This window comes from Nonomuraea sp. CA-218870 (assembly GCF_050936535.1).
GTDB lineage: Bacteria > Actinomycetota > Actinomycetes > Streptosporangiales > Streptosporangiaceae > Nonomuraea > Nonomuraea corallina.
The window spans coordinates 347,418-371,191 of record NZ_JBNJMN010000001.1; the positions used below are offsets into that span (position 1 = coordinate 347,418).

A 23,774-nucleotide genomic window follows, 5' to 3' on the forward strand; every position below is an offset into this window, starting at 1 on the left:
AGGCGCGGCACACTGAGGGGCGTGAGCAAGCCGAACCTGGCCCGCAGGGTCGCCCAGGCCGCCGAGATCGCGCTGGCCGACCATCGCTACGTGACGTTCATCGACGTGGTGACGGGGTTGCGCTGGCTGCACACGCGGCACGTCGACGTCTGGCGGCAGGGCCGGGCTGCCACGCTCGCCGAGCTGGCCGCGGTCGACGGCGACCGCCTGCTCACCACGGCCGCCCTGCTGCGCTCCTGGGCGGAGGCCAAGGGGCTGCGCCCGGTGCCGGCGCCGTACGTGTCAGGCAGCCGCGACCGCCGCCCGCTGCGCTTCACCGCGCATCCGGAGCAGGAGCCGTTCACCGTCCACTGGCTGTCGCCCGACCTGAGCGAGGCGCGGGTGCGGCGGATCGCCGAGCGTCAGGCCAGGCCGCCGGACCTGGTCGTGGTCGAGCCTTCCGCGGCGTGGACGTGTGCCGGCTGCGCCGACACCGGACCGTACCTGATCATGGAGGACGACCGGCCCCACTGCCTGACCTGCGCCGACCTGGACCACCTGGTGTTCCTGCCGGCGGGGAACGCGGCGCTGAGCCGCCGGGCCAAGCAGGAGAGCGGGCTGGCGGCGGTGGTCGTCCGGTTCGACCGGCGGCGCAAGGTCTACCAGCGCCGCGGGCTGCTGGTCGAGGAGGAGGCGCTGGCCAGGGCCGAGGAGCGGTGCCTGGCCGACGAGGAGGCGCGCTCGCGCCGGCGTGAGCGCGACCGGGAGCGCAGGGCCGAGCAGGACGTGGTCTACCAGGAGCGGATGGCGGCCGAGATCGCCCGGCTGTTCCCCGGATGTCCGCCGGAGCGGGCCCGGTCCATCGCCGAGCACGCCGGCCTGCGCGGCAGCGGCCGGGTCGGCCGCACGGCGGCGGCCAGGGCCCTGGACGAGAACGCGATCACGCTGGCGGTGATCGCGTCGATCCGCCACCAGGACACCGGCTACGACGGCATGCTGATGGCGGGGGTGCCCCGGGCGGAGGCGCGCGAGCGGATCCGGGACGCCATCGATCGGAGACTGGCCGAGTTCAGGACGGGGTCGGGATGAGCGCATGGCACGACACCCGGGAGGAGCTGCGCGCGTTCGCGCTCGGCCTGCCGGAGGCGTGGGAGGACCACCCGTGGGGCGACACCGTCGTCAAGGTCGGCAAGAAGATCTTCCTGTTCCTCGGCGTCGAGGAGCCCACCGACAAGTGGCGGCCCACGTTCGGGGTGAAACTGCGGACGGAGGCGCACGGCCACGCGCTCGCCGTCGAGGGCGCGCGGCCCAGCGGCTACGGCCTCGGCAGGGCCGGGTGGGTGACGGTGCCGCTGGAGTCGCCGCTGCCGCCGTCCGACGTGCTGACCGACTGGGTCGAGGAGAGCTACCGCGCCGTCGCCCCGAAGCGGGCGGTCAAGGAGCTGGACGGCCGGGTCACGTGACGGCGAGCCGGCGGGCGTACTTCTCGTCCCGCCACAGCTCCTTGTCCAGGACCTCCAGCAGGATCCGCGCCGCGTCGTGCACGTCCACGTAGCGGATGTAGAGCGGGGCCAGCCCGAACCGCAGGATGTCGGGCGCCCGGAAGTCGCCGTGCACGCCCCGGTCGATGAGCGCCCGCATCACCGGATACCCGTGGGGATGACGGAAGGCGAGGTGGCTGCCGCGCCGTTCGGGGTCGGCGGGCGAGGCCAGTTCCAGCGCGTCGCCGACCAGGCCCGCGAAGATCTCGCCGAGCGCCACGCTCTTGGCGCGCAGCAGGTGCAGCGGCACCCGCTCCCAGACGTCCAGCGCGGCCTCCAGCGCGGCGAACGACAGCACGTGCGGCGTGCTCACCGCGAACCGCCGGATCCCGTGGGCCGGCCGGTATCCGGGCTCGAACCCGAACGGCTCGGCGTGGCCGTACCAGCCCGACAGCACGTTGACGGCCTCGTCCTGGTGGCGCGGGTTCACGTACAGGAACGCCGGCGAGCCGGGCCCGCCGTTGAGGTACTTGTACGTGCACCCGACCGCGAAGTCGGCGGCCGACACGTCCACCGGCATGGCGCCGACGCTGTGGCAGACGTCCCAGATCATCAGCGCCCCTGCCGCCTGCACCCGGGCGGTCACCTCGATCACGTCGTGGCGCTCGCCGGTGCGGTAGTCGACCTCCGACAGCAGCACCGCCGCCACGTCGTCGAAACGGCCCTCGGAGACGTCGCGCAGCTCGTAGCCGAGCGCCTCGGCCAGTCCTTGGACCATGTAGTGGTCGGTCGGGAAGTTGCGCGCGTCGGAGACGATGACCCGCCGGTCCGGGCGCAGCCGCGCCGCCGCCGCGACCGCCTGGTGGATCGCGATCGAGGTGGTGTTGCCCACGACGACCTGGCCGGGGCCGGCGCCGATGAGCGGCGCGATCCGGTCGCCGGTGCTCAGCGGCTGCTCGAACCAGCCGGCGCTGTTCCAGCCGCCGACGAGCTGGGCGCCCCACTCGTCCTCGACCGTCCTGCGTACCCGCTCGGGGGCGCGGCGCGGGAGCGCGCCGAGCGAGTTGCCCACGAGGTAGATGACCCCTTCGGGGAGCACGAACTCGTCCCTGAACTCCCGCAGCGGATCCTCGGCGTCCAGGGCGAGGCAGCGGTCGCGATCCAGCAACTGGTCACTCCTTAGGGGGAATGGTGGCGATAACCCGATTTGTACCATTTTGGTACTGGCGGGCATACCAGTTCTGCACCGGGTCATGCGTCGCCGGATGCAGCCGCAGCGCCCCCCGCGGGCTGGGCAGCTCCCCCACCCTGCCCAGCTCGGTCATCAGGTCGCCGCCCCGGGCCGCGGCCCGATCCAGCAGCCGCATGGCGTCCCAGCTCTGCACCGCCACCACCGAGGGGTTCTGCCCGGTCCGCGTCTGCCACCGGGCCACGAAGGCGGTGTTCTCCGGGTTCTCCAGCGCCGGCGCGTACAGGCCGACGCTGACGATGCCCTCCGCGTCCGGCCCGACGGCCGCGAGCACGTCCTCGTCCATGAGGTTCTGGCCGGTCAGCAGGTCGATCCTGGCGTCGTAGCCGAGCTGCTTGAACGCCTTGGCGAAGGTGACCGCCTCGCCGCCCGCGTAGAACGCGTACAGCAGCTCCGCCTCCGGCGGGATCCGCGCGAGGTACGGCGCCAGGTCCAGCGTCCTGCCGTACGGGGTCAGGATGCGCGCCAGCTTGCCCGCTCCGTACCCCTCCTCGAAGCCGTCCAGGGTCTCGACGCCGCCCGAGTAGTCGGAGGCCATGAGCACGGCCGGCCGCCGGCCGTGGGCCTCGGCGGCGTAGCGGCCCGCGGCGTGCCCGTGCTCGTGGTTGGTGAACGACACCCGGAACACGCCCGGCCCGCCCAGCTCGTCGGCCCCGGCGTTGGCCACCACGACCGGGGTCCCCCGGGCCTCGTCCACCACGGCCTCGGCGACCGGCGAGGCCAGCAGCCCGGTGATCACGTCCACCCGGTCGCGCTCGATGAGCCGTCTGGCCGCCTGCCTGCCCTGCCCCGGCGTCCCGCCGTCGTCGGCGACGACCAGCCGGGCGGGCCTGCCGCCCAGCTCGCCGCCGCTCGCCTCCAGGAACAGGCGCATGGCCTGTTCCATCTCGTCACCCAGCATGGCGAAGACGCCGGTCTGGGAGACGATCACGCCCACCCTGACCTCGCCGTCCTCCTGTTGCGACGGCTGTGGCGCGGACCCGCCGCCGCAGCCCGCGGCCATCAGCACCACCAGCCCGACGACGGGCGGTAACCGCATGGTGAGCTCCCCTCAGCCCAGGAACGCCTCGGCGTTGCGGCGCAGCAGCTTGTCCCGCGCCACGTCGGTGAGGAACCCGGCCGTCCTGATCAGCTCCCCCGCGGGCGACTCGCCCAGCGGGTACGGATAGTCCGAGCCGAGCATGACGTGGTCCTCGCCGAAGGTGTCGACGAGCAGGCGCAGCGCCCGCTCGTCGAAGACGGCCGCGTCGACGCCGAACCTGCCGAGATACCCGGACGGCGGCAGCCGCGAGACGCCGACCAGGTCTTTCTTGCGGTGCCAGGCGTTCTCGAAGCGGCCCAGCCAGAACCCGAACGACCCGCCGCCGTGCGCGAAGCAGATGCGCAGGGTGTCGGGGACGCGGTCGAACACCCCGCCGAGGATCATCGCCAGGATCGACAGGTGGGTCTCGGCCGGCATGCCCACCAGCCACCGCGCCATCCACCGGTCCAGCCGCGGCCCCGACGGCATGTCCCACGGGTGCACGAACACCGGGGCTCCCCGGTCGGCGCAGTGGGCCAGGAAGCGCACGATCCCGTCGTCGTCCAGGTCGCGGTCGCCGGCGTGGTTGCCGATCTCGACGCCCCGGTGCCCGTTGGCCAGGCACCGGTCCAGCTCCTCGCAGGCCAGGTCGGGGTCCTGCAGCGGCACCTGGCAGAACGGCACCAGCCGGTCCCCGTCGCAGATCTCCAGCGCCAGGTCGTTGAAGATCCGGGCGATCCGCACGCCCTCGGCGGCCGGCCGGTCGTAGCCGAAGAACACCGGCGTCGGCGAGACCACCTGACGGTCCACCCCGTCGCGGTCCATCGCCTCCAGCCGCACCCGGGGGTCCCAGCACTCGTGGCCGACCCGGCGGAACTCGGCGCCGCCGACGAGGATGACCGCCTCCCGCTCGGACTCCACCCGCAGGCGGGGCGCGCCCTGCCAGCCCAGGTCGGGCCAGCCCCTGGGCACGTGGTGGGTGTGGACGTCAGTGATCATTCAGCCCTTGCCCGGGTGGAGCGCGCCGCAGCCCGGGCAGGTGCGGGCCTTCTCGTCGGCGTAGAACGCGTTGAACACCGGCGGCAGGTCCTCGACGATGTCGCGTACCTGCAGCTCCACCTCGTGGACCGGCGAGCCGCACCGCTCGCAGTACCACTGGAACCGCTCCAGCGTGCCCTCAGGCCGGATCCGCTCCACCACCAGCCCGACCGACCCCTCCTCGGGGCGCTGCGGGGAGTGCGGCATCGACGGCGGGAGCAGCCACATCTGCCCCTCCCTGATGTGCACGGTCTCCGGCCCCTTGTCGGTGATCACGTTGACGTGCATGTTGCCGCGGATCTGGTAGAAGAGCTCCTCGTACGGGTCGACGTGGTAGTCGGTGCGGGAGTTCGGCCCGCCGACCACCATGACGATGAAGTCCTCGGCCCCCTCGAAGACCACCTTGTTGCCCACCGGCGGCTTGAGCAGGTGGGCGTGCTCGTCGATCCACTTGGTGAAGTCGATCGGGGGAATCATGATCTCTCCCATGGGTGATAGGCGACGGCCTGCATCTCGATCAGCAGGTGGGGGTGCGGCAGCTGGTGGACGGCCACCGTGGTCCTGGTCGGCCCTTCCTCGTCGAAGAACTCGGCGTAGACCTCGTTGTAGCCCTTGTAGTCGTTCATGTTGACCAGATAGGCGGTGATCTGCACGAGGTCGGCCAGCGAGGCGCCGGCCGCCTTGAGTATGTCGCCGAGGTTCTCGATGACGGCCCTCGTCTGGGCGCGGATGTCGAGTTCGGTGACGCCCAGTTCGTCGGCCTCCGCGCCGGCGAAGGTGTTGTCCGGCCTTCTGGAGCTGGTGCCCGAGATGTACAGGAAGTCGCCGGCGCGGCGGGCGTGCGGGAACCGGCCGCGCGGCGTCGCCTTGCCCTCGACCAGCAGCGCCCGGCCGTGGTCGCGGCTCACCGGGAGAACACCGCCCGGACGGAGCCCAGCCCGTCGATGTGCGCCTCGAACGTGTCGCCCGGCTCGGCCGGGACCACCGGCCCGAGTGCGCCCGTCAGCACCACGTCGCCGGCCCGCAGCGGGAAGGGGGTGCGGCCGAGCGCCCCGGCGAGCCACACGGCCGCGTTGAGTGGGTGGCCCATGCACGCCGCGCCCGCGCCGGCCGAGACCTCCGCGCCCGCGCGGGTCATGCGCATGCCGGCCAGCCGCAGGTCGGAGCCGATCAGCGGGGCGGGCGTGTTGCCCAGCACGAACGCGCCGGCGGAGGCGTTGTCGGCGATGGTGTCGGGGAGCGTGATGTCCCAGCCGGCGACGCGCGAGTCGGCGATCTCGATGGCGGGCAGCACGAAGTCGACCGCCCTGATCACGTCGGCCACCGTGAAGGGCCCGCCCACCAGGTCGGCGCCCATCACGAAGGCGATCTCCGCCTCGACCCTGGGCTGGAGGAAGCGCGTGATGGGGATGGGCAACCCATCGAGATACGACATATCCGCAAAAAGCATGCCGTAGTCGGGCTGGTCGACGCCGAGCCGCTCCTGCGCCTCCCGATGGGTGAGGCCGATCTTCCGGCCCACCAGGCGGCGTCCCTCGTCCAGCGCCCGGCGCGTGTTGATCTCCTGTACGGCGTACGCCTCCCGCGTGGTGCCGACCACGTCGCGGACGGGCTCGCACGGCTTGCCGGACCGCGCGGCCTCCGCCAACCGGCCGGCGGCGTCGGTGCGCCCGTCGACCGCCTGCGACCATTCATCCTGCATCGGGTAACTCCCGCTTGATCGTTGTCGTGCCCATAGCATCGTCTCTCGCCGCGTCGCCGCGCGCCATGTCGCTGATGCTGCCCACGCGCGACCTGTCTTGAGGGTCATCTTCCCGTAGCCGTCCGCCTCGGACATCATGGTCCGGTGGCGCGCACGTGGGATTCGTGGGGAAACGTCATTATTGCTGGTACTTTTGCCCTTCCATGCGCCGCGCTGGCCATCGTGCTCCTGTCGCGCCGACGCGCCCGCCGCGGACACCCGGCGGCCCTGCGCACCGCGCTCGCCGACGTGGGGATCGCGGTCGGCACCGCCCCCTGGATCTGGATGATCCTCACTCCGGCGGGCGGCGCGGAAGGCATCAGCCTGATCCCGTTCCGCGATCTCGCCGCGGTGCTGCGGGCGCCATGGGAGACGGCGTTCGTGCAGGTCGGAGGCAATCTGCTGGTGTTCGCCTCGCTCGGCGCGCTGCTGCCCGTCCGCTCCGCGCGCCTGGCCTCGCCGGCTCGCGTGGCCGCGGTCGCGGCGGTCGCCTCCCTGCTCGTGGAGACCCTCCAGTACGTCCTGCGACTCGGCCGGGTCTCGTCCGTGGACGACGTCCTGATCAACACGGCGGGGGCGGTGGCGGCCGCGGCGGTTACGCGCCGCTGGTGGGCCCGGGCCGCAACGGCCGGCCCTTTTCGCAGGTAACGGCCCGATAAAAACGGGCCGTTGTCACCACACAGGCATACACCGCTCAAAAAGAGACACGCAACCAACCTCTGTACCTGTGCGATCGTAGACAAGACGGGGCAAGTTCTCTGGAGACGCCAAACCCGGTTGGTGACAGAGGGTGATCTAACTGTGTCTGAATCCCCGGTACCCCACGAACCTCCCATCTACCGCCAGATCGCCGACGCACTCCGCGACCGGATCCAATCCGGCGACCTGCGCGACGGGGACCGGCTACCAGGCGAGAACGCTCTCATGACCGAGTACGCGATCGCACGGGCCACCGCCAGGCAGGCGCTCGCGGTTCTGATCAACGAAGGTCTGGCCGTACCGAAGCGAGGCTCGGGGGTCTACGTGCGACTGTTCAAACCGATACGCAGGCACGGCTCCCGCCGTCTGGCGCGCGAGCAGTGGGGCGAGGGACGATCGATCTGGGACGCCGACACCCGCGGCCGTCCCTTCACCGTCGACCAGGTCGAGGTGGTCCGCGAGCAGGCCCCCGGCGAGGTGGCGCACATGCTCGGCACCCCCGACGTCTGGGTGCGCCGGCGCCGCTACCTGGTCGACGCCAGGCCCGTGCAACTGGCCACCTCCTACTTCCCCGCGCCGCTCGTCGAGGGCAGCCCGATCACCCAGGAGGACACCGGGCCCGGCGGCGTCTACGCCCGGCTGCGCGACCTCGGCCTGCCTCCCGCGCACTTCACCGAAGAGGTGCGCGCCCGTATGCCGAGCCCCCGCGAGAGCGGCCTCCTGGGCCTGCCGGCCGGCACCCCGGTCATCGTCGTCGACCGCACCGCCTTCCTCGCCGGAGGGTCGCCGGTGGAGGTCAACGAGATGGTGCTGGACGCCGCGGCATACGTACTCCAGTACGACTTCGACGCATGAGTCAAGCGACATTGTCAAGTAGCTACGTTGACCTGACCCCTTCGATCATTGTGTTCTCTAGAGAGGTGGCGCACCCTCGAAAGTGGATGGAACCTCGAACAGGGGCCCTCGGAGGGTTTGATCAGATGACCTTTGACCGGCATCTCGCTGAGATCGCCCGAGAGTTCCCGCAGTGGACCATCTGGCGAAGCGATGCCGGGCGCTGGTGGGCGACGCGCCACCACCCGCTCAGCGACGCGCAGCGCGACGCCGGCGGTGCGATGACCATCGACGCGGACGACCCCGAGAACCTGCGCGAGCAGCTCCGGGACCAGCAGAGGCTGGCGGGGGAGTTCGAGCGGCGAGCCGGCCCCGCTCCTCCGTGAGCGGCGGGCCGCCTCGCCCGCCGCCACCACGATCCGCCCGGTGCCGTGTCCAGCGTCTCGGCGGCCCCGGCACCGGGCCACCAAGAGGGGGCACGCGTGGAAGCCTCCGACCCGATCGGGGGCGGAGGCTTCCACCCGCTACTTGCGCAGTTCGAGCCGGCCCAGGTTGACGTCCGTGTCGTCCGCCGACCGCTCCTCGCGCGGCTCGTCCTCCTCCTCGACGATCACCCGGACGTCGTCCTGGTCCTGTCCGCTGGGCAGCTGGGGCTGCGCCGCGGGCGGCGCGATCGCCTCCGGCACCAGCGGGCCCGCCCCGGCCTCCTTGCGCATCAGGTCGCTCAGCACCGAGTTGACCTCGTTCAGCCTGCGCACCACCTCGTTGTGGGTGTTGCTCAGATACTCCACCCGGCGGCCGGCGTGCTCGTCGAGCGAGGCCACCCGCTGCTGTGCCGCGGCCAGCGCCGCCTCGGCCTCGGCGTGGGCGGCGGCCACCGTCCGCTCCGCCTCGGCCCGCGCCCCGGCGAGGGTCTGCTCCGACTCGGCCGTCGCGGTCGACACCAGCCGCTCGGCCTCCTCACGCGCCACGGTCACCAGGTGCTCCGACTCGGCCCGCGCCTGCTGCAGCATGGCGTCGGCCTCGGCGCGCGCGGAGGTACGGGCCTCCTCCGCGTCGGCCCCCGCCTGCTCCAGCATGCGCTCGGCCGCCTCGGTGGCCTCGCCCACCCGCCGCTCGGCCTCCTCCTGCGCGGAGGTGAGCATCTTGTCGGCGGTCTCCCGGGCGGAGGTCAGCAACCGGTCCGACTCCGTCTTGGCGGACTCGCGCAGCGCGGTGCTCTCGGCCTCGGCCTCCTCCCGCAGGGAGGCGGCCTCCTCCTGGCCGAGCTTGAGTATCTGCTCCAGCCGGGTGCTGGGGTTGAAGTTCTGGGGCACCTCGGCGATCTGCCGCCTGGCGTCCACGAGCTCGATGCGGCTCTGCTCCGCCTGGTCGATCGCGCGCGCCAGCCGCTCCTCCAGATCCCTGATCTGGTTGCGGGTCTTGGCCATGTAGTCGTGCACCTGGCGGCGGTTGTAGCCGCGCATGGTGATGTCGAAGATGTCTTCCTGCATCAGGTCGGGAATGCTGTCGTGCCCGTGTGTCATGGGGATTACCTATACGTTCGCGTGAGGCGGGGGAAACTGCGGATTGTGAGGATCTGATGACGAGACGTCAGTAATCGACTCTCCTGCCTCCTGCCCCCGACCGCAACCGGAATGCCGGAGCCGGGCGGGAAATGGCGGGAATTACGATGGGTGGGATGTACATCGCTGCATTGGACGACGGGGCGATCCCGGAGATCCACCCCGACGCGTACGTCGCCCCCGGCGCCGTCGTGGTCGGCAGGGTCACGATAGGCCGGGCGTCGAGCATCTGGTACGGGTCCGTCCTGCGGGCGGACGGCGAGCGCATCGAGATCGGTGAGGAGTGCAACGTCCAGGACCTCTGCTGCCTGCACGCCGATCCCGGTGAGCCGGCCGTCCTGGAGCCGCGGGTGAGCCTCGGCCACAAGGCCATGGTCCACGGCGCCCACGTGGAGACGGGCGCGCTGATCGGCATCGGCGCGATCGTGCTGGGCGGCGCCCGCGTGGGCGCGGGCACCCTCGTCGCGGCCGGCGCGCTGATCGGGCCCGGCAAGAAGATCCCGGCGGGGGTGCTGGTGGCCGGGGTGCCGGGGAAGGTCGTGCGCGAGCTGACCGACGACGACCGGGCGTCCTTCGCCCGTACGCCGGACACCTACATGGCGGCGGCGCTCAGACATCGGCGGGCGTCAGCGCTTTGATCAGCACCTCGTCCGAGACCGACGCGGTGTTCAGCGGGTCGGCGTAGTCGGGGAGCTCCGGTCTGAGGAACCTGACGTAGTCGACGGTCATCCTCAGGTCGGGGCGCCCCCTCACCAGCTTGGCGTTGCCCTTGACGTGGTCCTTCTTGAGGGTGGCGTAGCCGTCCCAGTCGGAGTACGCGGTCACGCCCCACTGGAGCACCTCGGGGAACTCGGTCGGCCACCGGTCGGCCACCTTCCACTCGCCGCCCTCCTCCTTGTAGAGGGCGGCGCACACCCTGCCCACCCGGGCCAGCACGAACTCCGTCCAGCCGCCCTTGGCGGCGACCTCCTTGGGCTTGGAGCTGCCGTCCTGGGTGTACTTCGACTCGATCCGGCCCGGCCTGTCGGTGGTGCCGGTGGTGATCGACACCCAGTTGGGGTTGTCGTACGAGCCGGGCACCCGGGCCATCAGGCCGCCGAGCGAGAACTTGCGCCCGGGCCTGCCGCCCCGTCTGCTCTCCACCTTCACCCGGGCGTGCATGACGATGTCGCCGGCCAGGTCCTGGTAGACGAACGGGCCGCGGAAGCCGTCGAACCAGGCGGAGGTCCTGGGCTCCAGGTACATGGCGCCCTTGGCGGTCGCGTTGACGTCCAGCTTGGCGAGGCGGTCGACGTCCTTCTCCTTGTCGCTGAGCTTGAGCCACATCGCCAGGTCCTTGGCGGTCTTGAACTCGGTGGAGGCGCCGCCCACCTCTCCGCCGGGCGTGGGCGGCCGGGCCTTGTCGAGGGTGAGCACCCCGGGGCCGTCCAGCCGCGGCGGGGAAGCCGTCACCGTCCCGCACCCGCTCACCACGCCCACGACCGCCATCATGCCCGCCAGTCTCGCCCTCATAGCGGACATTCTGCCGCCTACTCCTAACCCTCGGTTCCGGTCTGGCGATTACGATGGCCGCCGTGGGCCCCTGGAATGCGTTCACCGCCGCCGAAGCGGAGATCCACGCGATGGTCCATGACCCGCGCTGGCGGGAGCTGCCCCACGACGCCCGCGCGCACGCCGTCGCGGCCAGGACGCTGGTGACCCGCGACGGCGACAGGTGGCTGTTCGGCGCGCACGCGCGCTGGCACCTGCTCGACCCGGCCGACGGCCACTGGCATCTGGCGCCGCCGCCCCGGCGCGTCCGCGTCCGGCAGGTGGGCCACTCCCCTGCGGCGCTGCCCCGGTCGGTGATCCCGTGCGGCCCGGACTTCGCCGCCGAGCCGGGCTCCACCCAGGCGTTCGTCGGCCCCGACGTGCCGCCGCGGCTCTGCGCGCACATCAGCGACCTGCTGCGGGCCAACTGTCGCAGGAGCGAGGCCGACCATCCCCTCTCGGCCTTCGACGACGTCTTCGCCGCCGACGTGCCGAGCACGGTCGCCGCGATCTGGGGGACGATCATGTGGTGCGCCTACGCGCCCGCCTTCGACGGCAACGAGCGGCTGATCACCATGTTCGGCGAGTTCCTGCGCCGGCCACTGCCGGGCGACGAGTGGGTGCGCTGGCTGCCCGCGCCGCGGCTGTCGGACCTGGTCAAGCTCGTGGCCGAGCGGCACCGCGCCGGCCATGAGCGCGTCTCGCTGCGCCTGACCGCGCTGATCGCCGACACCGCGCACCTGCTGCTGTCCGACACCCGGTTCAGGCCGCGGGCGCTGGCGCTGCTCACGATGGTGGAGCCCGCGCTCAAGCGGCCGGGCCTGGACGACGAGGCGGCCGGGCGCGGCGACCAGTCGCTGCGCCGGGCCTGGCTGCGCCGCTGCCCGCCCCGGCTGGCCAGAGCCGTGATGGCGGAGACCGACCCGGAGGCGGACCTGGCGCACGCGGTCTACGAGCTCGTCGAGGCGCTGGCCTACACGCCCGATCCGCCCCGGGCCGCCGCCGCCTACCTCGCCGACCTGTCCGACTCCAAGGGGTCGCTGCCGCCCCGGCTCGACCACCGGCTCCGTCACGCGTACGAGGAGCTGGTGCGGGCAGGGCTGACGAGCACGTCGGCGGCCGAGCCCACCGAGCCTGACGGTTTTCCGATCCGGCCCTCGCCGGTGCATTCCGGCCAATACCCCCATACCGGTTCCTTTACCGGGCCGCGGGGAGGGCCCGATACGCGCACGGGCGGCATTCCGGAGCCCGGCACGTCGGATTCAGGTCACATTCCGGGCACGACGTCGGACGGCGCCGCGAGACGGCGGCTCAGGCTGCCGGGAATCACCCCGCTCGACCGGCGCGGCGGGTTCACGCACGTGCGCGAGGAAGCGGGGACGGGCCTGATGCCGCCCGACCGCGACAGCACGGCGGCGGTGCTCGGGGCGGCGTACGCGGTGGGGCTGGCCTGGCATCGCGTGTCCGGCGCGCGGGTGCCGGAGCGGGGCTTCGCGGGGTCGGCGGCGCTGGTGCGCCGCCTCATCAGCGAACGTGACGACCCCGGCAGTCACTGCTAAACCAGTAATGCCGCTATTTCACTCTAACGCCGCCTATATCGTTCCATCACTTAAGATCACATCTATTTAGCTGAATTGTGATCTCCACCTGCGGAAATGATCCGCTTGGGGCCTCATCGGCGACGAAAGGAATGACTCCGATGGGCCATGTCGCCGGAAGAGCTCGCACCGTAACCTCGAAGAGGGTGTGGGCTGCGGAAGGGAAGGACGACGCGGTGGGGCACGAAACCTTGGACTCCCGGGTCCACGACCGTGTCGCGTTGGACGAGATCGCGCTTTACGCCGAGGTGCTCACCGCCGTCGCTGTCAGCGAGCGGCGGCTTACCTTGGACGAGCTCGACGACGCGCTCGGATTGCGGACTTCGGTCAGTCACTGAAGACGATCACATGACCTCGTCCCGGACTCCTCAAGGGGTCCGGGACATGTCATGTCAGGGGTGGCTCACGATGACTAGTCCTCCTGGGGGGTGTCCGCCTACGAGCGGACGAGCCGCGCGATGGCGGCCGAGGCCTCCTTGACCTTCGCGTCGGCCTCCGGGCCGCCGGTGGCGATGGCGTCGGCGACGCAGTGGGAGATGTGCTCCTCCAGGAGCCCCAGCGCCACCGCCTGCAGCGCCCGCGTGGCCGCGGAGACCTGGGTGAGGACGTCGATGCAGTAGGCGTCGTCGTCGACCATGCGCTGCAGGCCCCTGATCTGCCCTTCGATCCGCCTGAGCCGGGTCAGATAGGCCTGCTTGTCTCCGCTGTACCCATGCATGCCTCTAAGGTACCCGCTACCGGTATCACTCAGCGGAGTCCCGCGAACAGCTTCTCCCACTGCTCGCCCACCTCGTCGGCCGCGTGGCGGATGGCGGTGTCGAGCGCCCCCGCGGCCAGCGAGCGCCGCCTGCGCTCGTCGCCGATGAGCGCCAGCATGGCCGCGGCGAACGCCTGCTCGTCGGAGCCGGGCACCAGCACGCCGTTGTAGCCGGTGGCCACCAGCTCGGCGGGTCCATGAGGGCCCTCGAACGCCACCACGGGCACCCCGCAGCCCATCGCCTCCAGCACGGTCATGCCCAGGTCGGCGGTGTGGGAGGTGTTGGCCACGATGGACGCCTTGGCGAACTCGCCGGTCAGGTCGGGCGTCGTGCCCATGAAGTAGACATGGTTGTGCAGGCCCAGCTCGTCCACCAGCGTCCGCAGCCGCCGCTCCTCCGGGCCGCTGCCGTACAGCCTGAGCCGCCAGTCGGGCCGCTCGGCGCAGACCACGGCGAAGGCGCGGATCAGCCTGTCGTACGACTTGGCGGCCACCCAGCGGCCGCCCGCCGCCACGATGCGGTTGTCCATCCGGGAGCGCGGCCACAGCGAGCCCGGCAGCGCGTCGGGGATGGCGTGCACGGGCGGCCCGGAGTCGAGCAGATGGCTCCACTCCTCACGGGCCGACTCGGTGGCCGCCACGACCGCGTCGAGGCGCGGGTAGAGCTTCCTGACCGGGCCGGGGACCGCCGGCCTGCCCCACTCGCGGGCGATGCGCAGCGTCTCGCGGGGGGCGTGCCGGGCGGCCTGGACGCTCAGCCCCGGCCTGGTGGTGACGAGGACGTCGCTCCTGAGCGAGCGCAGCACCCGCCAGAGCGCCACCTCGGTCCGCACCTGGCCCTGCGGGAACAGCCGTCTGACCCCGGGCCTGGCGTCGACCACCGAGCGCATGTCCACGCCCGCGGCGACCGGGAAGAACGGCTTCTCCTTCTGCCTCCTGAGGCTGATCACCTCGACCTCGTGGCGCTGGGCCAGAGCGCCGGCGAGGTTGAGCATGGAGCGGACGTCCCCTCGCATGGCGTAGGCGGAGGAGAGCAGGAAGCTGACCTTCACCCGCCCACCTCGATGCGCAGCTCGTCGTCGGCCGTGTAGGAGGGCCTGATGGGCACGCCGTCGATCCGGGCCGAAGGGTACTGCAGGCGGCGCCGTTTGCCGTCGACGTCGTCGAGCCAGCCGCCCAGCCGCAGCGGCTCGCCGACGCCGTCCACCTCCAGCGACGGCTCCCACGTGCCCGACGCCTCGGGGTCGGCGGCGAGCACGTCGACCAGCGAGACCGCGGCGTGGAAGCGCACGCCCTGGACGGTGGCGGTGGCCGACACCCGCATGCCCGTCTGCCTGCGGTGCAGCGCCAGCGTGGCCTCGTGGCGGGACTCGTCGTCCTCCAGGCCCGTGAAGGCGAGCAGGCCGGTCACCTCGAAGCGGCCCTCCCTGAACCAGACGGCGCGCACCTCCGCCACGGGCGCCGCGTCGTCGATCTTCAGCGCGAGGTAGCCGTTGCGGGTGCGGTAGGACCGGTAGGCCAGCGTGCGCTTGCAGAGCGCGTACGCGTCGAGGTGGTCGAGCGAGAAGCCGGGGTCGATGCTGCGCAGCCGGCTGCGCCTGCCCTGGTGGCGCAGGTAAGCGTCCCAGCGCCCGGCGGTGAGCAGCAGCGGGGCCAACGACACGGCGACGGTGGCCTCGCGGGTCATGGCGCCGGGCGTGCCCAGGGTCACCTCGCGCTCGACGCCGCTGGTGCGGTGGCGCAGCACCAGCTCGGTGCCGCCGGGCAACGGCTCCTCCATGGCCAGTCGCAGGGCGAGGACGTCGGCAAGGGTGACTTCGGCGTCTGTCACGACGACAGCTGTCACGAGCCCCCCTCCCCGTCGAATAGAGCCATGCGACGTTGAGGTTACCGTGATTTTCCCGTTATGTGGATGCCAGATTTACCGTGATCACCCCTCTTGACCGGCGAAACTCCTCCACACGGGAGTGTGGAGGAGTTTCACTTCAAAGGTCAGGCGGAGGTCTTCACGGATTTGATCAGGAGTTGCGCGACGTCCACGACTTCGAGCGACTCCTTGGCCTCTCCGGAGTTCTTCTTCTCGTTGATCGCGTCGCCGAGCATGACCATGCAGAACGGGCAGGCGGTGGAAACGGTGTCGGGGTTCGTGGTCAGCGCCTCGTCCACCCGCTCGGTGTTGATCCGCTTGCCGATCCGCTCCTCCATCCACATGCGGGCGCCGCCCGCGCCGCAGCAGAAGCCGCGGTCCTTGTGGCGGTGCATCTCCTGGGTCTGCACGCCCGGCACCTTGGACATGATGTCGCGGGGCTGGGAGTAGACCTTGTTGTGGCGGCCCAGGAAGCACGGGTCGTGATAGGTGATCTTCTCCTCGATCGGCGTGATCGGGGTCAGCTTGCCCTCGTCGACCAGCTTGGCCAGCAGCTGGGTGTGGTGGATCACCTCGTAGGTGCCGCCGAGCTGCGGGTACTCGTTGGCCAGCGTGTTGAAGCAGTGGGGGCAGGTGGCGACGATCTTCTTGACGCCCGCCTCGTTCAGCGTCTCGATGTTCTGCTGGGCGAGCATGTTGAACAGGTACTCCATGCCCAGGCGGCGGGCCGGGTCACCGGTGCAGGCCTCCATCGGGCCGAGCACCGCGAACTTCACCCCGGCGATGTGCAGCAGCTCCGCGACCGCCTTGGTGGTCTTCTTGGCCCGGTCCTCCAGCGCGCCGGCGCAGCCGACCCAGAAGAGGTACTCGGCGTCCTCGGGCATCTTCTCGTCGACCAGCTCGACCTCGAAATCGAGCTCGGCGATCCAGTCGGCCCGCTTCATCTCCGACATGCCCCACGGGTTGGCCTTGTTCTCCAGGTTCTTGACCATCACCCCCGCCTCGGACGGGAACGACGACTCGACCATCACCTGGTAGCGGCGCATGTCGATGATGTGGTCGATGTGCTCGATGTCGACCGGGCACTGCTCGACGCAGGCGCCGCAGTTGGTGCACGACCAGAGCACGTCGGGGTGGATCACGCCCTCCTCGCCGACCAGGGGCTTCTCCAGCAGCGCGAGCACGTCGGTGTCCTTGTGCTCGGCGCCGCCGTTCTGCGCGGCCATCAGGTAGGGGGCGACGGCGAAGGCGTGGTCGCGCTGGTCGAGGATGAGCATCTTGGGCGACAGCGGCTTGTCGGTGTTCCACGCCGGGCACTGCGACTGGCAGCGGCCGCACTCGGTGCAGGAGTAGAAGTCGAGGAAGCCCTTCCACGTGGTGTCGCCGATCTTGCCCCGGCCCAGCCGCTCGGGGTCGAGGTCCTCGTCCTCGAAGTCGACCGGCTTGCCGTCGACCCGCATCTCGGGCACCGCGCCCATGCCGTCGGGCCGGCGCGAGAACAGCACGTTCAGCGGGGCGGTGAAGATGTGCAGGTGCTTGGAGTGCACCACGATGATCAGGAACACCAGCATGAAGCCGATGTGCAGGAGAAGCGCGATCTCCTCCAGCAGGTGGCTGGCCGGCAGCGCCTCGCCGAGCGGGATCGACACGAACGCGCCCGAGGAGTAGGGCAGGTTGCCGTTGGCCGCCGCCGCGCCCCTGGCCAGGAAGAGCGTCCAGATGATGTTGAAGATCATGAACAGGACGAGCCACGCGCCGCCCAGGTGGGACCCGGAGAAGCGGGACTTGCGGCCGAGCGTCTTCGGCGAGTTCTTCAGCCGGATGGCCGCGAAGGCGACCAGGCCGAGCAGGCAGGCGACGGCGATGAAGTCCTGCAGGAACCCGAGCACCGGCCACTGCCCGATGAGCGGGATGTGGAAGTTCGGCCTGCCGGTGATGGCGCCCTGGATGATCGCGCCGTACGCCTCGATGTAGACGGTCAGCAGGATGAAGAACGCCCACATGACGAAGAAGTGCGCCACGCCGGACGGCGTCCACTTCAGCAGCTTCTTCTGGCCGAACACCTCCACCAGCTGCGCCTTGGCCTCGGCGCCGGCGTTGGCCTTGGCGTACTCGATCCGCTCAGGAGCCGGCGGGCCCACCGTGGCGAGCTTGAACAGGAACAGAGCCCTGCGGCCCGCCACGGCCACCGCCACGACGGTCATCACGAGCCCGATGATGGCTACCCAGAGCACGGGTCCTCCCACAACGACGTTGGCTTGCCAGCGTACGGTGACCGCGCTGACCTGGCCCCCCCGGGATCCTACCTATGAGTAACTTCCAGAGGGTAACCGTGTTCACCTTAGGGCGCGGAGCTGTTACAGAACAATGCTCTACACTGTGAGATAGCGCTGAATCGTCGGCGCTATCAGCTCCACCAGCTCCTCCGGCCCGGCGCTCGCGATGGGCTCCAGCCGGAGCACGTGCCGCGCCATGACCACGCCGAACATCTGCGCGAACGCGGCCTCGACCCGCAGATGAGGGACGCCGAGCTGGTCGGCCACCCTGTAGAGCAGCGCGTTCGTCATGAACTCCTGGAACATCACCCGCGCCTGCTCGTGGGTCATCGCCGAGCGGATCAGCGCCACCAGCGGCTCGCGGGTCTCCGGCTCCTGGGTCACCGCGAGCACCATCGTGACCAGCCGCCTGCCGATCTCCTCCCGCGGACCGTCGAGCAGCACCGCCTGCACCCGGTCGGGCGACAGCGGCAGTTGCATGGCCGCCGCGAACATGCCCTCCTTGGTGGCGAAGTAGTGGTGCACCAGCGCCGGGTCGACCTGCGCCTCCCTGGCGATGCCGCGCACCGTGGCCTTGTCGAAGCCCTTCTCGGCGAAGACCTTCCGCGCCGCCGCGAGGATCTCCCCGCGCGTGTCGGCGGAGCCTGGACGCCGCCCGGGACGCCGCTTGATGGTGCTCACGCCCTCACCGGCCCACGGCCAGGTAGACGCGCATCGGCACCGACATCACGCCACCGGGGAACTCCTTGACCAGCTCCGCCCGCTGCCGCTCCACCAGCGCGTCGGCCTCGGCCTCCGGCATCGCCGCCATGTACGAGTGAGAACGCAGGCCGAGCAGGAACTCCTCGATCCCGACCAGGCGGGTCCACGGCATCCAGCGCTCCCCCACCACCTCGAACGCGGCCGCGATCGGCGGCGCCGACCACTCCGCCCTGGCCGGCCCCCAGTAGGTGGGGCACGCCCCGGCCAGCCGCTCCTCGTGGGCGGCCAGCCACTCGGCCTGGGCCGCGTGCGCGAAGTTCCAGCAGGCGGCGATGGCCCCGCCCGGCCGCAGCACCCGCCTGGCCTCCTCGATCGAGGCCACCGGGTCGAGCCAGTGCCAGGACTGGCCGTACGTCACCAGATCGGCGCAGCGCCCGGCCAGCGGCAGCGCGTTGCCGTCGGCCCGCACCGCGGCCACCCCCGCCGCGCCCTTGGCCCGCAGCCTGGCGAGCATCTCCGCGCCCGGGTCGACCGCGACGACCCGGGCGCCGCGGGCGCGCAGGGCGTGCGCGAGCTTCCCGGTGCCGGCCCCCACGTCGACCGCCGTCGCACCGTCGAGCGGCACCCCGGAGACCTCCGCCAGCGCGTGGTAGAGCTCGTCCGGGTAGCCGGGCCGGCCCGCGTCGTAGGCGTCGGCCACCCGCTCGAACGCCAGGCCGAGCTCGCGGCTCGGCCCCGCGCGCAGGTGCTCGTGGGTCATCGCGAGGCCGCCAGGTAGAGCCGGGCGAAGGCCAGCGCCTCGGCCAGGTCGTCGATGCGCTCCGAACGGCTGGCCGCCTTGCGGGTGTTGATCTCCAGGACGACCAGGCCGTCGTAGCCGTTGCGGGCCAGCCGCTCCAGCATCGGCGCGCACGGCTGGCTGCCCCGGCCGGGCACCAGGTGCTCGTCCTTGTTGGTCACGCCGCTGCCGTCGGCCAGGTGGAGATGGGCCAGCCGGTCACCGAGCTTGGTGGCCATCTCCATGGCGTCGGAGCCCGACACGGCGGTGTGCGACAGGTCGAGCGTGACGTGCGGGAAGTCGTAGTCGATCGGGTTCCAGTCGGGTGAGTACGGCACCACGTCGTTGCCCCTGGCCCGCAGCGGGAACATGTTCTCGACCGCGAAGACCACGTCGGTCTCGTCGCGCATGCGGGCCAGACCGGTCTCGAAGTCGCGGGCGTAGTCGCGCTGCCATCGGAACGGCGGGTGCACGACGACCGTGGAAGCGCCGAGCCGCTCGGCCGCCTTCTGGGCGCGGACGAGCTTGGCCCACGGGTCGCGCCCCCACACCCGCTGCGTGACGAGCAGGCAGGGCGCGTGGATGGCGAGGACGGGAACCTCGTAGTGGTCGGAGAGCCGCTCGATCACGTCGATGTCCTGGCTCACCGGGTCGGCGCCGACCATGATCTCAACGCCGTCGTAGCCCAGGCGGGCCGCCAGCTCGAACGCATCGGGCGTGCGTTCCGGATATACCGAAGCGGTGGACAATGCGATCTTCGCATTGGGCACGCGGATGACATCAGCCACGTTGCCAGCCTAAGCCGGATGTCCCGTGCCGGCGCGCCACCACGTACGGTTGTCGCATGCCCAGGACGGTCCGTGGCGCTATTCCGAGCCCCAACATCTGGCACACCCCCCACGTGTACGAGCTGGAGAACCGCGCCGTCGACCCCGGCGACACCGCCGGCGCGGCGATGCGCGAGCTGCGGCCGTGGCGTGGCGCGACCGTGCTCGACATCGGCTGCGGCACCGGGTACCACCTGCCCGGCTACGCCTCCGAGGCGGCGCGGGTGATCGGCGTGGAGCCGCACCGGGGCCTGGCCGCCGCCGCCCGGCGCCGGTGCGCCGCGCTCCCGTCCGTCGAGGTGCGCGAGGCGGCCGCCCAGGACCTGCCGCTGCCCGACGCCTCGGTCGACGTCGCCATCGCGCGCTGGGCGTACTTCTTCGGGCCGGGCTGCGAGCCGGGCCTGCGCGAGCTGTCGCGGGTGGTGCGGCGCGGCGGCGCGGCCTTCGTGCTCGACCTCGACGCCTCCCGTGGCGCGTTCGGCGAGTGGTTCCGGCGCACGGTCCCGTCCTACTCCGCGCCGCAGGTGGAGGCGTTCTGGGATCGCCAGGGGTGGCTGCGGCGCCCTCTCGACCTGCGCATGGTGTTCGAGCGGCGGGGCGACCTGGAGGCGGTGCTGCGCATCGAGTTCGCCCCCGAGGTGGCCGAGCAGGCCATCGCCGAGACGTCGGGGCTGGAGCTGGCCTACCCGAACGTGCTGCGCTGGCGCTTCTTCTGAGGGCTTGACCTTGACGCCGGTGTCAATGTCTACCGTGGCCTCATGCGCATCGGAGAGCTGGCCCGGCGGACCGGGGTGAGCACCCGTTCCCTCCGCTACTACGAGCAGCACGGGCTGCTCAGCGCCCGCCGGGGCGCCAACGGCTACCGCCTCTACGCGGAGGAGGACGTCCGGCTGGTGTCGGAGATCCGCGCGCTGCTGTCGGTGGGGTTCACGCTGGAGGACACCCGGCCGTTCGTCGACTGCCTGCGTTCCGGTCACGACAGCGGCGGGTCCTGCCCCGAGTCGGTGGCCGTCTACCAGCGCAAGCTCGCCGAGATCGACGACGAGGTGCGGCTGCTGCTCGCCCGCCGCGCGGAGGTCGCCGCGCAGCTCGCCGACTCGTGCGAAGACTGCTTCTTCAGAGGAGAGAGATGATCACGCTCACCGCGGACAACTTCGAGGAGCGGGTGCTCGCCGCCCAGGAGCCGGTGCTGGTGGACTTCTGGGCCGAATGGTGCCCGCCCTGCAAGATGGTCGCCCCCGTACTGGAGGAGATCGAGGCCGAGCTGGGGCTGACCATCGGCAAGCTCGACACCGACCAGCACCCCGAGATCCAGGCCCGATACGGCGTCATGAGCCTGCCCACACTGCTGCTGTTCGAGAACGGGCAGCCGGTCAGGCAGGTCGTCGGCGCCCGGCCCAAGCGCGTGCTCGTCCGCGAGCTGGGCCTGACGTAGTCTCTGCGGGTCAGCCGGATGTCGGTCGCGACCGCTAGCCTGCTCGCCATGGCCAAGACTGCCCAGAAGCCCGGATACCGCTGCGCCGAGTGCGGCTGGCGCACCTCCAAGTGGGTGGGCCGGTGCGGCGAGTGCCAGGCGTGGGGCACCGTCGACGCGGAGGGCGGCCGGGCCGGCGCCCATGTCGTCCAGGCCGGCGCCACCACCGCCCCGGCGCTGCCGATCGGCCAGGTCAAGGCCGAGATCGCCGCCGCCCGCACCACCGGCGTCGGCGAGCTCGACCGGGTCCTCGGCGGCGGCCTGGTGCCGGGCGCGGTCGTGCTGCTGGCCGGCGAGCCCGGCATCGGCAAGTCGACGCTGCTGCTGGAGGCCGCCGCCCGCATGGCCGAGCGCGAGACCGTCCTCTACGTCACCGGCGAGGAGTCGGCGGCCCAGGTCCGGCTCCGCGCCGACCGCATCGACGCCGTCCGCGACCGGCTCTACCTCGCCGCCGAGACCGAGCTGTCGGCCCTGATCGCCCACGTGGAGAAGATCCAGCCGCGCCTGCTCGTGGTCGACTCGGTGCAGACCGTCGGCTCCGCCCAGGCGACCGGCGTCCCCGGCGGCGTCACCCAGGTCCGCGAGGTCGCGGCCAACCTCGTGCGCCTGGCCAAGGAGCGCGACCTGTCGACCGTCCTGGTCGGCCACGTCACCAAGGAGGGCTCCATCGCCGGCCCGCGCACCCTCGAACACCTCGTCGACGTGGTGCTCAACTTCGAGGGCGACCGCCACTCCCGGCTCCGCATGGTACGAGCGATCAAGAACAGGTTCGGCCCCACCGACGAGGTCGGCTGCTTCGACCTGCACGAGCGCGGCATCGAGGGCATCACCGACCCCAGCGGCCTGTTCGTCTCCCGCCGCACCGACCCGGTCCCCGGCACCTGCGTGACGGTCACGGTCGAGGGCACCCGCCCGCTGCCCGCCGAGGTCCAGGCCCTGGTGGCGCGCACCGAGGCCCAGCAGCCCCGGCGCACCTCCTCCGGCCTCGACACCTACCGCGTCCAGATGGTCCTGGCCGTGCTGGAGCGCCGGCTCAACGCCCGGCTGGGCGGCTGCGACGTCTTCACCGCCACCGTCGGCGGCATCAAGCTCGGCGACCCGGCCGTCGACCTGGCCGTCATGCTCGCCGTCGCCAGCGCCGCGGGCGACAAGCCGCTGCCGGCCGGCCTGGTCGCGCTCGGCGAGGTCGGTCTCGCGGGCGAGCTCCGCCCGGTCAAGGACGTCCGCCGCCGCCTCACCGAAGCGGCCCGTCTCGGCTTCAAGCGCGGCCTCGTCCCGCTCGGCTCCCTCGACGAGGGCAGGCGCAAGGCCGGCGGCCAGCGCTCCCTCGTCCCGGTCGGCCCGGTCGCCTTCGCCCCCGGCTTCGAGGTCGTCGAGGCCGAGAACGTCTGGGACGCCCTCACCCACGTCACCTGAGACCGCGGCCGGCGCCGTCCCCCGGCCGGGCCTTCCCTCCGGCACTAGCCTGCCAGGGCCGAGGCGACCTCCGCCCTGACGAGGTCGCGCACCGGCCGCGGCCGGTCCACGAACGCCCTCAGGTCGCCGCCACGGCCCTCCAGCAGCCCCGCGCCGATGTTGGAGAACGTCGACATCGTGTGCCCCGCCTGATACGGCTCCAGCCCGGCCAGCGCGGCCCGCGTCGCGCCCAGCGGCGCCGGCCGGTACTCGACGGGCCGGCCGAGCGTCTCGGCCAGCGCCTCGGCGAGCTCCCGCCCGCCGACCGCCTCCACGCCCTCCAGCTCGTACGTGCGGCCCGCGTGCCGCCGCGGCGCCCCCGACGTCAGGTCCGCGTGAGCCTCGGCCGCCACGCGCACGGCCACCGCCGCCAGGTCGTCGCGTGCCACGGCCGACAGCCGTCCGTCGCCGAGCGGCGCGGTGAACACCCCGCTCGCCGCCGCCGCGGCGGCCCCGGCGGCCGCGAGCCCGGCCGGGATCTCGGCGTACAGGCCGTTGCGCAGGACCGTGACGTCGAAGGGCGCCTCGGCCAGCCGCGCCTCGGTCCAGCGGTGCGCGAGCGCGATCGTCAGCCGGTCCCCCGACCCGGCCAGGCTGGTGTAGATCACGTGCCGGACGCCGGCGGCGGCGGCCGCCCGCACCACGGCGCCGTGACGGGCCAGGACGACGTCGTCCTCGGCGTAGCCCGCCGAGACGAACACCAGCACGTCCACGTCCGCGAAGGCCGGCTCCAGCGTCTCCGGCCGGTCGAAGTCGGCGAGCCGCACCGCCGTGCCGTCGCCGGAACCGCCGTCACCGGAACTGCCGGCCCCGGCCGTCGCCGGCCCGTCCACGGCCCGCAGTCCGGCGAGGATCGCGCCGCCGAGTCTTCCCGACACGCCGGTGACGAGAATCATGAGACCA

Annotated in this window: 27 protein-coding genes; 11 read left to right on the forward strand and 16 right to left on the reverse strand. The window is 71.8% G+C overall.

The features are described from left to right. Nucleotides 1–21 precede the first annotated feature (21 nt). Together ACQEUU_RS01630 and ACQEUU_RS01635 are read left to right on the forward strand one after the other, a co-directional pair. Nucleotides 22–1,068, forward strand: a complete 1,047-nt coding sequence (locus tag ACQEUU_RS01630) for a DUF2293 domain-containing protein (RefSeq protein WP_433059262.1) — start codon at nt 22–24, stop codon at nt 1,066–1,068. Beyond that, a complete protein-coding gene (locus ACQEUU_RS01635) occupies nt 1,065–1,442 on the forward strand; it encodes an MmcQ/YjbR family DNA-binding protein (protein WP_433059264.1) in 378 nt (125 codons plus the stop codon). The genes ACQEUU_RS01630 and ACQEUU_RS01635 overlap by 4 nt, the downstream gene beginning before the upstream one ends. Here the strand turns inward: ACQEUU_RS01635 and kynU are convergent. From kynU to ACQEUU_RS01665, 6 genes are read right to left on the reverse strand one after another with little or no spacing between them, the layout of a single operon-like run. Next, nucleotides 1,435–2,628 (reverse strand): kynureninase, encoded by a 1,194-nt coding sequence (gene kynU, locus ACQEUU_RS01640; RefSeq protein ID WP_433059267.1) that lies wholly within the window; start codon nt 2,626–2,628, stop codon nt 1,435–1,437. The two genes, ACQEUU_RS01635 and kynU, sit on opposite strands and share 8 nt — an antisense overlap. A gap of 4 nt (nt 2,629–2,632) precedes the next feature. Next, nucleotides 2,633–3,748 carry an ABC transporter substrate-binding protein gene (locus tag ACQEUU_RS01645; RefSeq protein WP_433059270.1) on the reverse strand — a complete coding sequence of 372 codons (1,116 nt, stop codon included), beginning with the start codon at nt 3,746–3,748 and terminating at the stop codon, nt 2,633–2,635. A gap of 12 nt (nt 3,749–3,760) precedes the next feature. After that, on the reverse strand, nt 3,761–4,729 hold the full coding sequence (locus ACQEUU_RS01650) for an amidohydrolase family protein (protein WP_433059273.1): 969 nt from the start codon (nt 4,727–4,729) through the stop codon (nt 3,761–3,763). Beyond that, a complete protein-coding gene (locus ACQEUU_RS01655) occupies nt 4,730–5,245 on the reverse strand; it encodes a 3-hydroxyanthranilate 3,4-dioxygenase (RefSeq protein ID WP_433059276.1) in 516 nt (171 codons plus the stop codon). Continuing rightward, a complete protein-coding gene (locus tag ACQEUU_RS01660; RefSeq protein WP_433059279.1) occupies nt 5,242–5,676 on the reverse strand; it encodes a RidA family protein in 435 nt (144 codons plus the stop codon). The genes ACQEUU_RS01655 and ACQEUU_RS01660 overlap by 4 nt, the downstream gene beginning before the upstream one ends. After that, nucleotides 5,673–6,470, reverse strand: a complete 798-nt coding sequence (locus tag ACQEUU_RS01665; protein ID WP_433059282.1) for a 2-keto-4-pentenoate hydratase — start codon at nt 6,468–6,470, stop codon at nt 5,673–5,675. Before ACQEUU_RS01665 ends, ACQEUU_RS01660 begins: the two co-directional genes overlap by 4 nt. A 222-nt stretch (nt 6,471–6,692) precedes the next feature. On the opposite strand from ACQEUU_RS01665, the gene ACQEUU_RS01670 reads away from it, so the two are divergent. The 3 genes from ACQEUU_RS01670 (at nt 6,693) to ACQEUU_RS01680 (ending at nt 8,428) form a co-directional block, all read left to right on the forward strand. Next, nucleotides 6,693–7,157, forward strand: a complete 465-nt coding sequence (locus tag ACQEUU_RS01670) for a VanZ family protein (RefSeq protein WP_433059284.1) — start codon at nt 6,693–6,695, stop codon at nt 7,155–7,157. Nucleotides 7,158–7,310: 153 nt separating this feature from the next. Continuing rightward, nucleotides 7,311–8,063 carry a GntR family transcriptional regulator gene (locus ACQEUU_RS01675; protein WP_433059287.1) on the forward strand — a complete coding sequence of 251 codons (753 nt, stop codon included), beginning with the start codon at nt 7,311–7,313 and terminating at the stop codon, nt 8,061–8,063. 125 nt (nt 8,064–8,188) lie between these two features. Further along, entirely contained in the window at nt 8,189–8,428 is a 240-nt protein-coding gene (locus tag ACQEUU_RS01680; protein ID WP_433059290.1) for a hypothetical protein, read from the forward strand. A 138-nt stretch (nt 8,429–8,566) separates the two neighbouring features. Here the strand turns inward: ACQEUU_RS01680 and ACQEUU_RS01685 are convergent, their stop codons facing one another. Beyond that, nucleotides 8,567–9,568: a hypothetical protein gene (locus tag ACQEUU_RS01685; RefSeq protein ID WP_433059293.1), complete on the reverse strand. Its 1,002-nt coding sequence runs from the start codon at nt 9,566–9,568 to the stop codon at nt 8,567–8,569. Between the two features lie 155 nt (nt 9,569–9,723). Here ACQEUU_RS01685 and ACQEUU_RS01690 point away from each other — a divergent pair, with 155 nt between their 5' ends. Beyond that, a complete protein-coding gene (locus ACQEUU_RS01690) occupies nt 9,724–10,245 on the forward strand; it encodes a gamma carbonic anhydrase family protein (protein WP_408638137.1) in 522 nt (173 codons plus the stop codon). On the opposite strand, the gene ACQEUU_RS01695 is transcribed toward ACQEUU_RS01690, so the two are convergent. Then, nucleotides 10,217–11,119, reverse strand: a complete 903-nt coding sequence (locus tag ACQEUU_RS01695; protein WP_433059295.1) for a hypothetical protein — start codon at nt 11,117–11,119, stop codon at nt 10,217–10,219. The genes ACQEUU_RS01690 and ACQEUU_RS01695 overlap by 29 nt on opposite strands. Before the next feature lie 62 nt (nt 11,120–11,181). On the opposite strand from ACQEUU_RS01695, the gene ACQEUU_RS01700 reads away from it, so the two are divergent. Next, nucleotides 11,182–12,696: a hypothetical protein gene (locus ACQEUU_RS01700; protein ID WP_433059298.1), complete on the forward strand. Its 1,515-nt coding sequence runs from the start codon at nt 11,182–11,184 to the stop codon at nt 12,694–12,696. Nucleotides 12,697–13,171: 475 nt separating this feature from the next. Here ACQEUU_RS01700 and ACQEUU_RS01705 read toward each other — a convergent pair whose 3' ends face one another. From ACQEUU_RS01705 to ACQEUU_RS01735, 7 genes are all read right to left on the reverse strand, one after another. After that, the gene (locus ACQEUU_RS01705; protein WP_049560737.1) at nt 13,172–13,453 is read right to left on the reverse strand and encodes a metal-sensitive transcriptional regulator; all 282 of its coding nucleotides are present in this window, start codon (nt 13,451–13,453) and stop codon (nt 13,172–13,174) included. Nucleotides 13,454–13,482: 29 nt separating this feature from the next. Next, entirely contained in the window at nt 13,483–14,544 is a 1,062-nt protein-coding gene (locus tag ACQEUU_RS01710; RefSeq protein ID WP_433059301.1) for a glycosyltransferase, read from the reverse strand. Further along, entirely contained in the window at nt 14,541–15,338 is a 798-nt protein-coding gene (locus ACQEUU_RS01715; RefSeq protein WP_433059304.1) for a hypothetical protein, read from the reverse strand. The genes ACQEUU_RS01710 and ACQEUU_RS01715 overlap by 4 nt, the downstream gene beginning before the upstream one ends. A gap of 146 nt (nt 15,339–15,484) precedes the next feature. Further along, a complete protein-coding gene (locus ACQEUU_RS01720; protein WP_433059307.1) occupies nt 15,485–17,593 on the reverse strand; it encodes a (Fe-S)-binding protein in 2,109 nt (702 codons plus the stop codon). Between the two features lie 138 nt (nt 17,594–17,731). Beyond that, nucleotides 17,732–18,316: a TetR family transcriptional regulator gene (locus ACQEUU_RS01725; RefSeq protein WP_433059310.1), complete on the reverse strand. Its 585-nt coding sequence runs from the start codon at nt 18,314–18,316 to the stop codon at nt 17,732–17,734. Nucleotides 18,317–18,320: 4 nt separating this feature from the next. Beyond that, a complete protein-coding gene (locus tag ACQEUU_RS01730; protein WP_433059313.1) occupies nt 18,321–19,097 on the reverse strand; it encodes a class I SAM-dependent methyltransferase in 777 nt (258 codons plus the stop codon). Beyond that, nucleotides 19,094–19,903 carry a sugar phosphate isomerase/epimerase family protein gene (locus ACQEUU_RS01735; protein ID WP_433059316.1) on the reverse strand — a complete coding sequence of 270 codons (810 nt, stop codon included), beginning with the start codon at nt 19,901–19,903 and terminating at the stop codon, nt 19,094–19,096. Before ACQEUU_RS01735 ends, ACQEUU_RS01730 begins: the two co-directional genes overlap by 4 nt. Before the next feature lie 56 nt (nt 19,904–19,959). Between ACQEUU_RS01735 and ACQEUU_RS01740 the strand changes: the two genes are divergently transcribed. Genes ACQEUU_RS01740 through radA form a run of 4 tightly spaced genes read left to right on the forward strand, consistent with a single transcriptional unit; the run spans nt 19,960 to nt 22,832 of the window. Continuing rightward, nucleotides 19,960–20,658, forward strand: coding sequence for a class I SAM-dependent methyltransferase (locus ACQEUU_RS01740; protein ID WP_433059319.1), 699 nt, complete (start codon nt 19,960–19,962; stop codon nt 20,656–20,658). A gap of 42 nt (nt 20,659–20,700) precedes the next feature. After that, the gene (locus ACQEUU_RS01745) at nt 20,701–21,075 is read left to right on the forward strand and encodes a MerR family transcriptional regulator (protein ID WP_433059322.1); all 375 of its coding nucleotides are present in this window, start codon (nt 20,701–20,703) and stop codon (nt 21,073–21,075) included. Then, nucleotides 21,072–21,377, forward strand: coding sequence for a thioredoxin (gene trxA / locus ACQEUU_RS01750; RefSeq protein ID WP_433059324.1), 306 nt, complete (start codon nt 21,072–21,074; stop codon nt 21,375–21,377). Before ACQEUU_RS01745 ends, trxA begins: the two co-directional genes overlap by 4 nt. A 48-nt stretch (nt 21,378–21,425) precedes the next feature. Next, nucleotides 21,426–22,832: a DNA repair protein RadA gene (gene radA / locus ACQEUU_RS01755; RefSeq protein WP_433059327.1), complete on the forward strand. Its 1,407-nt coding sequence runs from the start codon at nt 21,426–21,428 to the stop codon at nt 22,830–22,832. 44 nt (nt 22,833–22,876) lie between these two features. On the opposite strand, the gene ACQEUU_RS01760 is transcribed toward radA, so the two are convergent. After that, the gene (locus ACQEUU_RS01760; protein ID WP_433059330.1) at nt 22,877–23,767 is read right to left on the reverse strand and encodes an NAD(P)H-binding protein; all 891 of its coding nucleotides are present in this window, start codon (nt 23,765–23,767) and stop codon (nt 22,877–22,879) included. Between the last annotated feature and the right edge of the window lie 7 nt (nt 23,768–23,774).

Bases quoted from the DNA above. Each gene is read 5' to 3' on its own strand.
- ACQEUU_RS01635 (WP_433059264.1), top strand. From the start codon at position 1,065: ATGAGCGCATGGCACGACACCCGGGAGGAGCTGCGCGCGTTCGCGCTC.
- ACQEUU_RS01645 (WP_433059270.1), bottom strand. From the start codon at position 3,748: ATGCGGTTACCGCCCGTCGTCGGGCTGGTGGTGCTGATGGCCGCGGGC.
- ACQEUU_RS01650 (WP_433059273.1), bottom strand. From the start codon at position 4,729: ATGATCACTGACGTCCACACCCACCACGTGCCCAGGGGCTGGCCCGAC.
- ACQEUU_RS01655 (WP_433059276.1), bottom strand. From the start codon at position 5,245: ATGATTCCCCCGATCGACTTCACCAAGTGGATCGACGAGCACGCCCAC.
- ACQEUU_RS01665 (WP_433059282.1), bottom strand. From the start codon at position 6,470: ATGCAGGATGAATGGTCGCAGGCGGTCGACGGGCGCACCGACGCCGCC.
- ACQEUU_RS01680 (WP_433059290.1), top strand. From the start codon at position 8,189: ATGACCTTTGACCGGCATCTCGCTGAGATCGCCCGAGAGTTCCCGCAG.
- ACQEUU_RS01685 (WP_433059293.1), bottom strand. From the start codon at position 9,568: ATGACACACGGGCACGACAGCATTCCCGACCTGATGCAGGAAGACATC.
- ACQEUU_RS01690 (WP_408638137.1), top strand. From the start codon at position 9,724: ATGTACATCGCTGCATTGGACGACGGGGCGATCCCGGAGATCCACCCC.
- ACQEUU_RS01695 (WP_433059295.1), bottom strand. From the start codon at position 11,119: ATGAGGGCGAGACTGGCGGGCATGATGGCGGTCGTGGGCGTGGTGAGC.
- ACQEUU_RS01705 (WP_049560737.1), bottom strand. From the start codon at position 13,453: ATGCATGGGTACAGCGGAGACAAGCAGGCCTATCTGACCCGGCTCAGG.
- ACQEUU_RS01730 (WP_433059313.1), bottom strand. From the start codon at position 19,097: ATGACCCACGAGCACCTGCGCGCGGGGCCGAGCCGCGAGCTCGGCCTG.
- ACQEUU_RS01740 (WP_433059319.1), top strand. From the start codon at position 19,960: ATGCCCAGGACGGTCCGTGGCGCTATTCCGAGCCCCAACATCTGGCAC.
- ACQEUU_RS01745 (WP_433059322.1), top strand. From the start codon at position 20,701: ATGCGCATCGGAGAGCTGGCCCGGCGGACCGGGGTGAGCACCCGTTCC.
- trxA (WP_433059324.1), top strand. From the start codon at position 21,072: ATGATCACGCTCACCGCGGACAACTTCGAGGAGCGGGTGCTCGCCGCC.
- radA (WP_433059327.1), top strand. From the start codon at position 21,426: ATGGCCAAGACTGCCCAGAAGCCCGGATACCGCTGCGCCGAGTGCGGC.
- ACQEUU_RS01760 (WP_433059330.1), bottom strand. From the start codon at position 23,767: ATGATTCTCGTCACCGGCGTGTCGGGAAGACTCGGCGGCGCGATCCTC.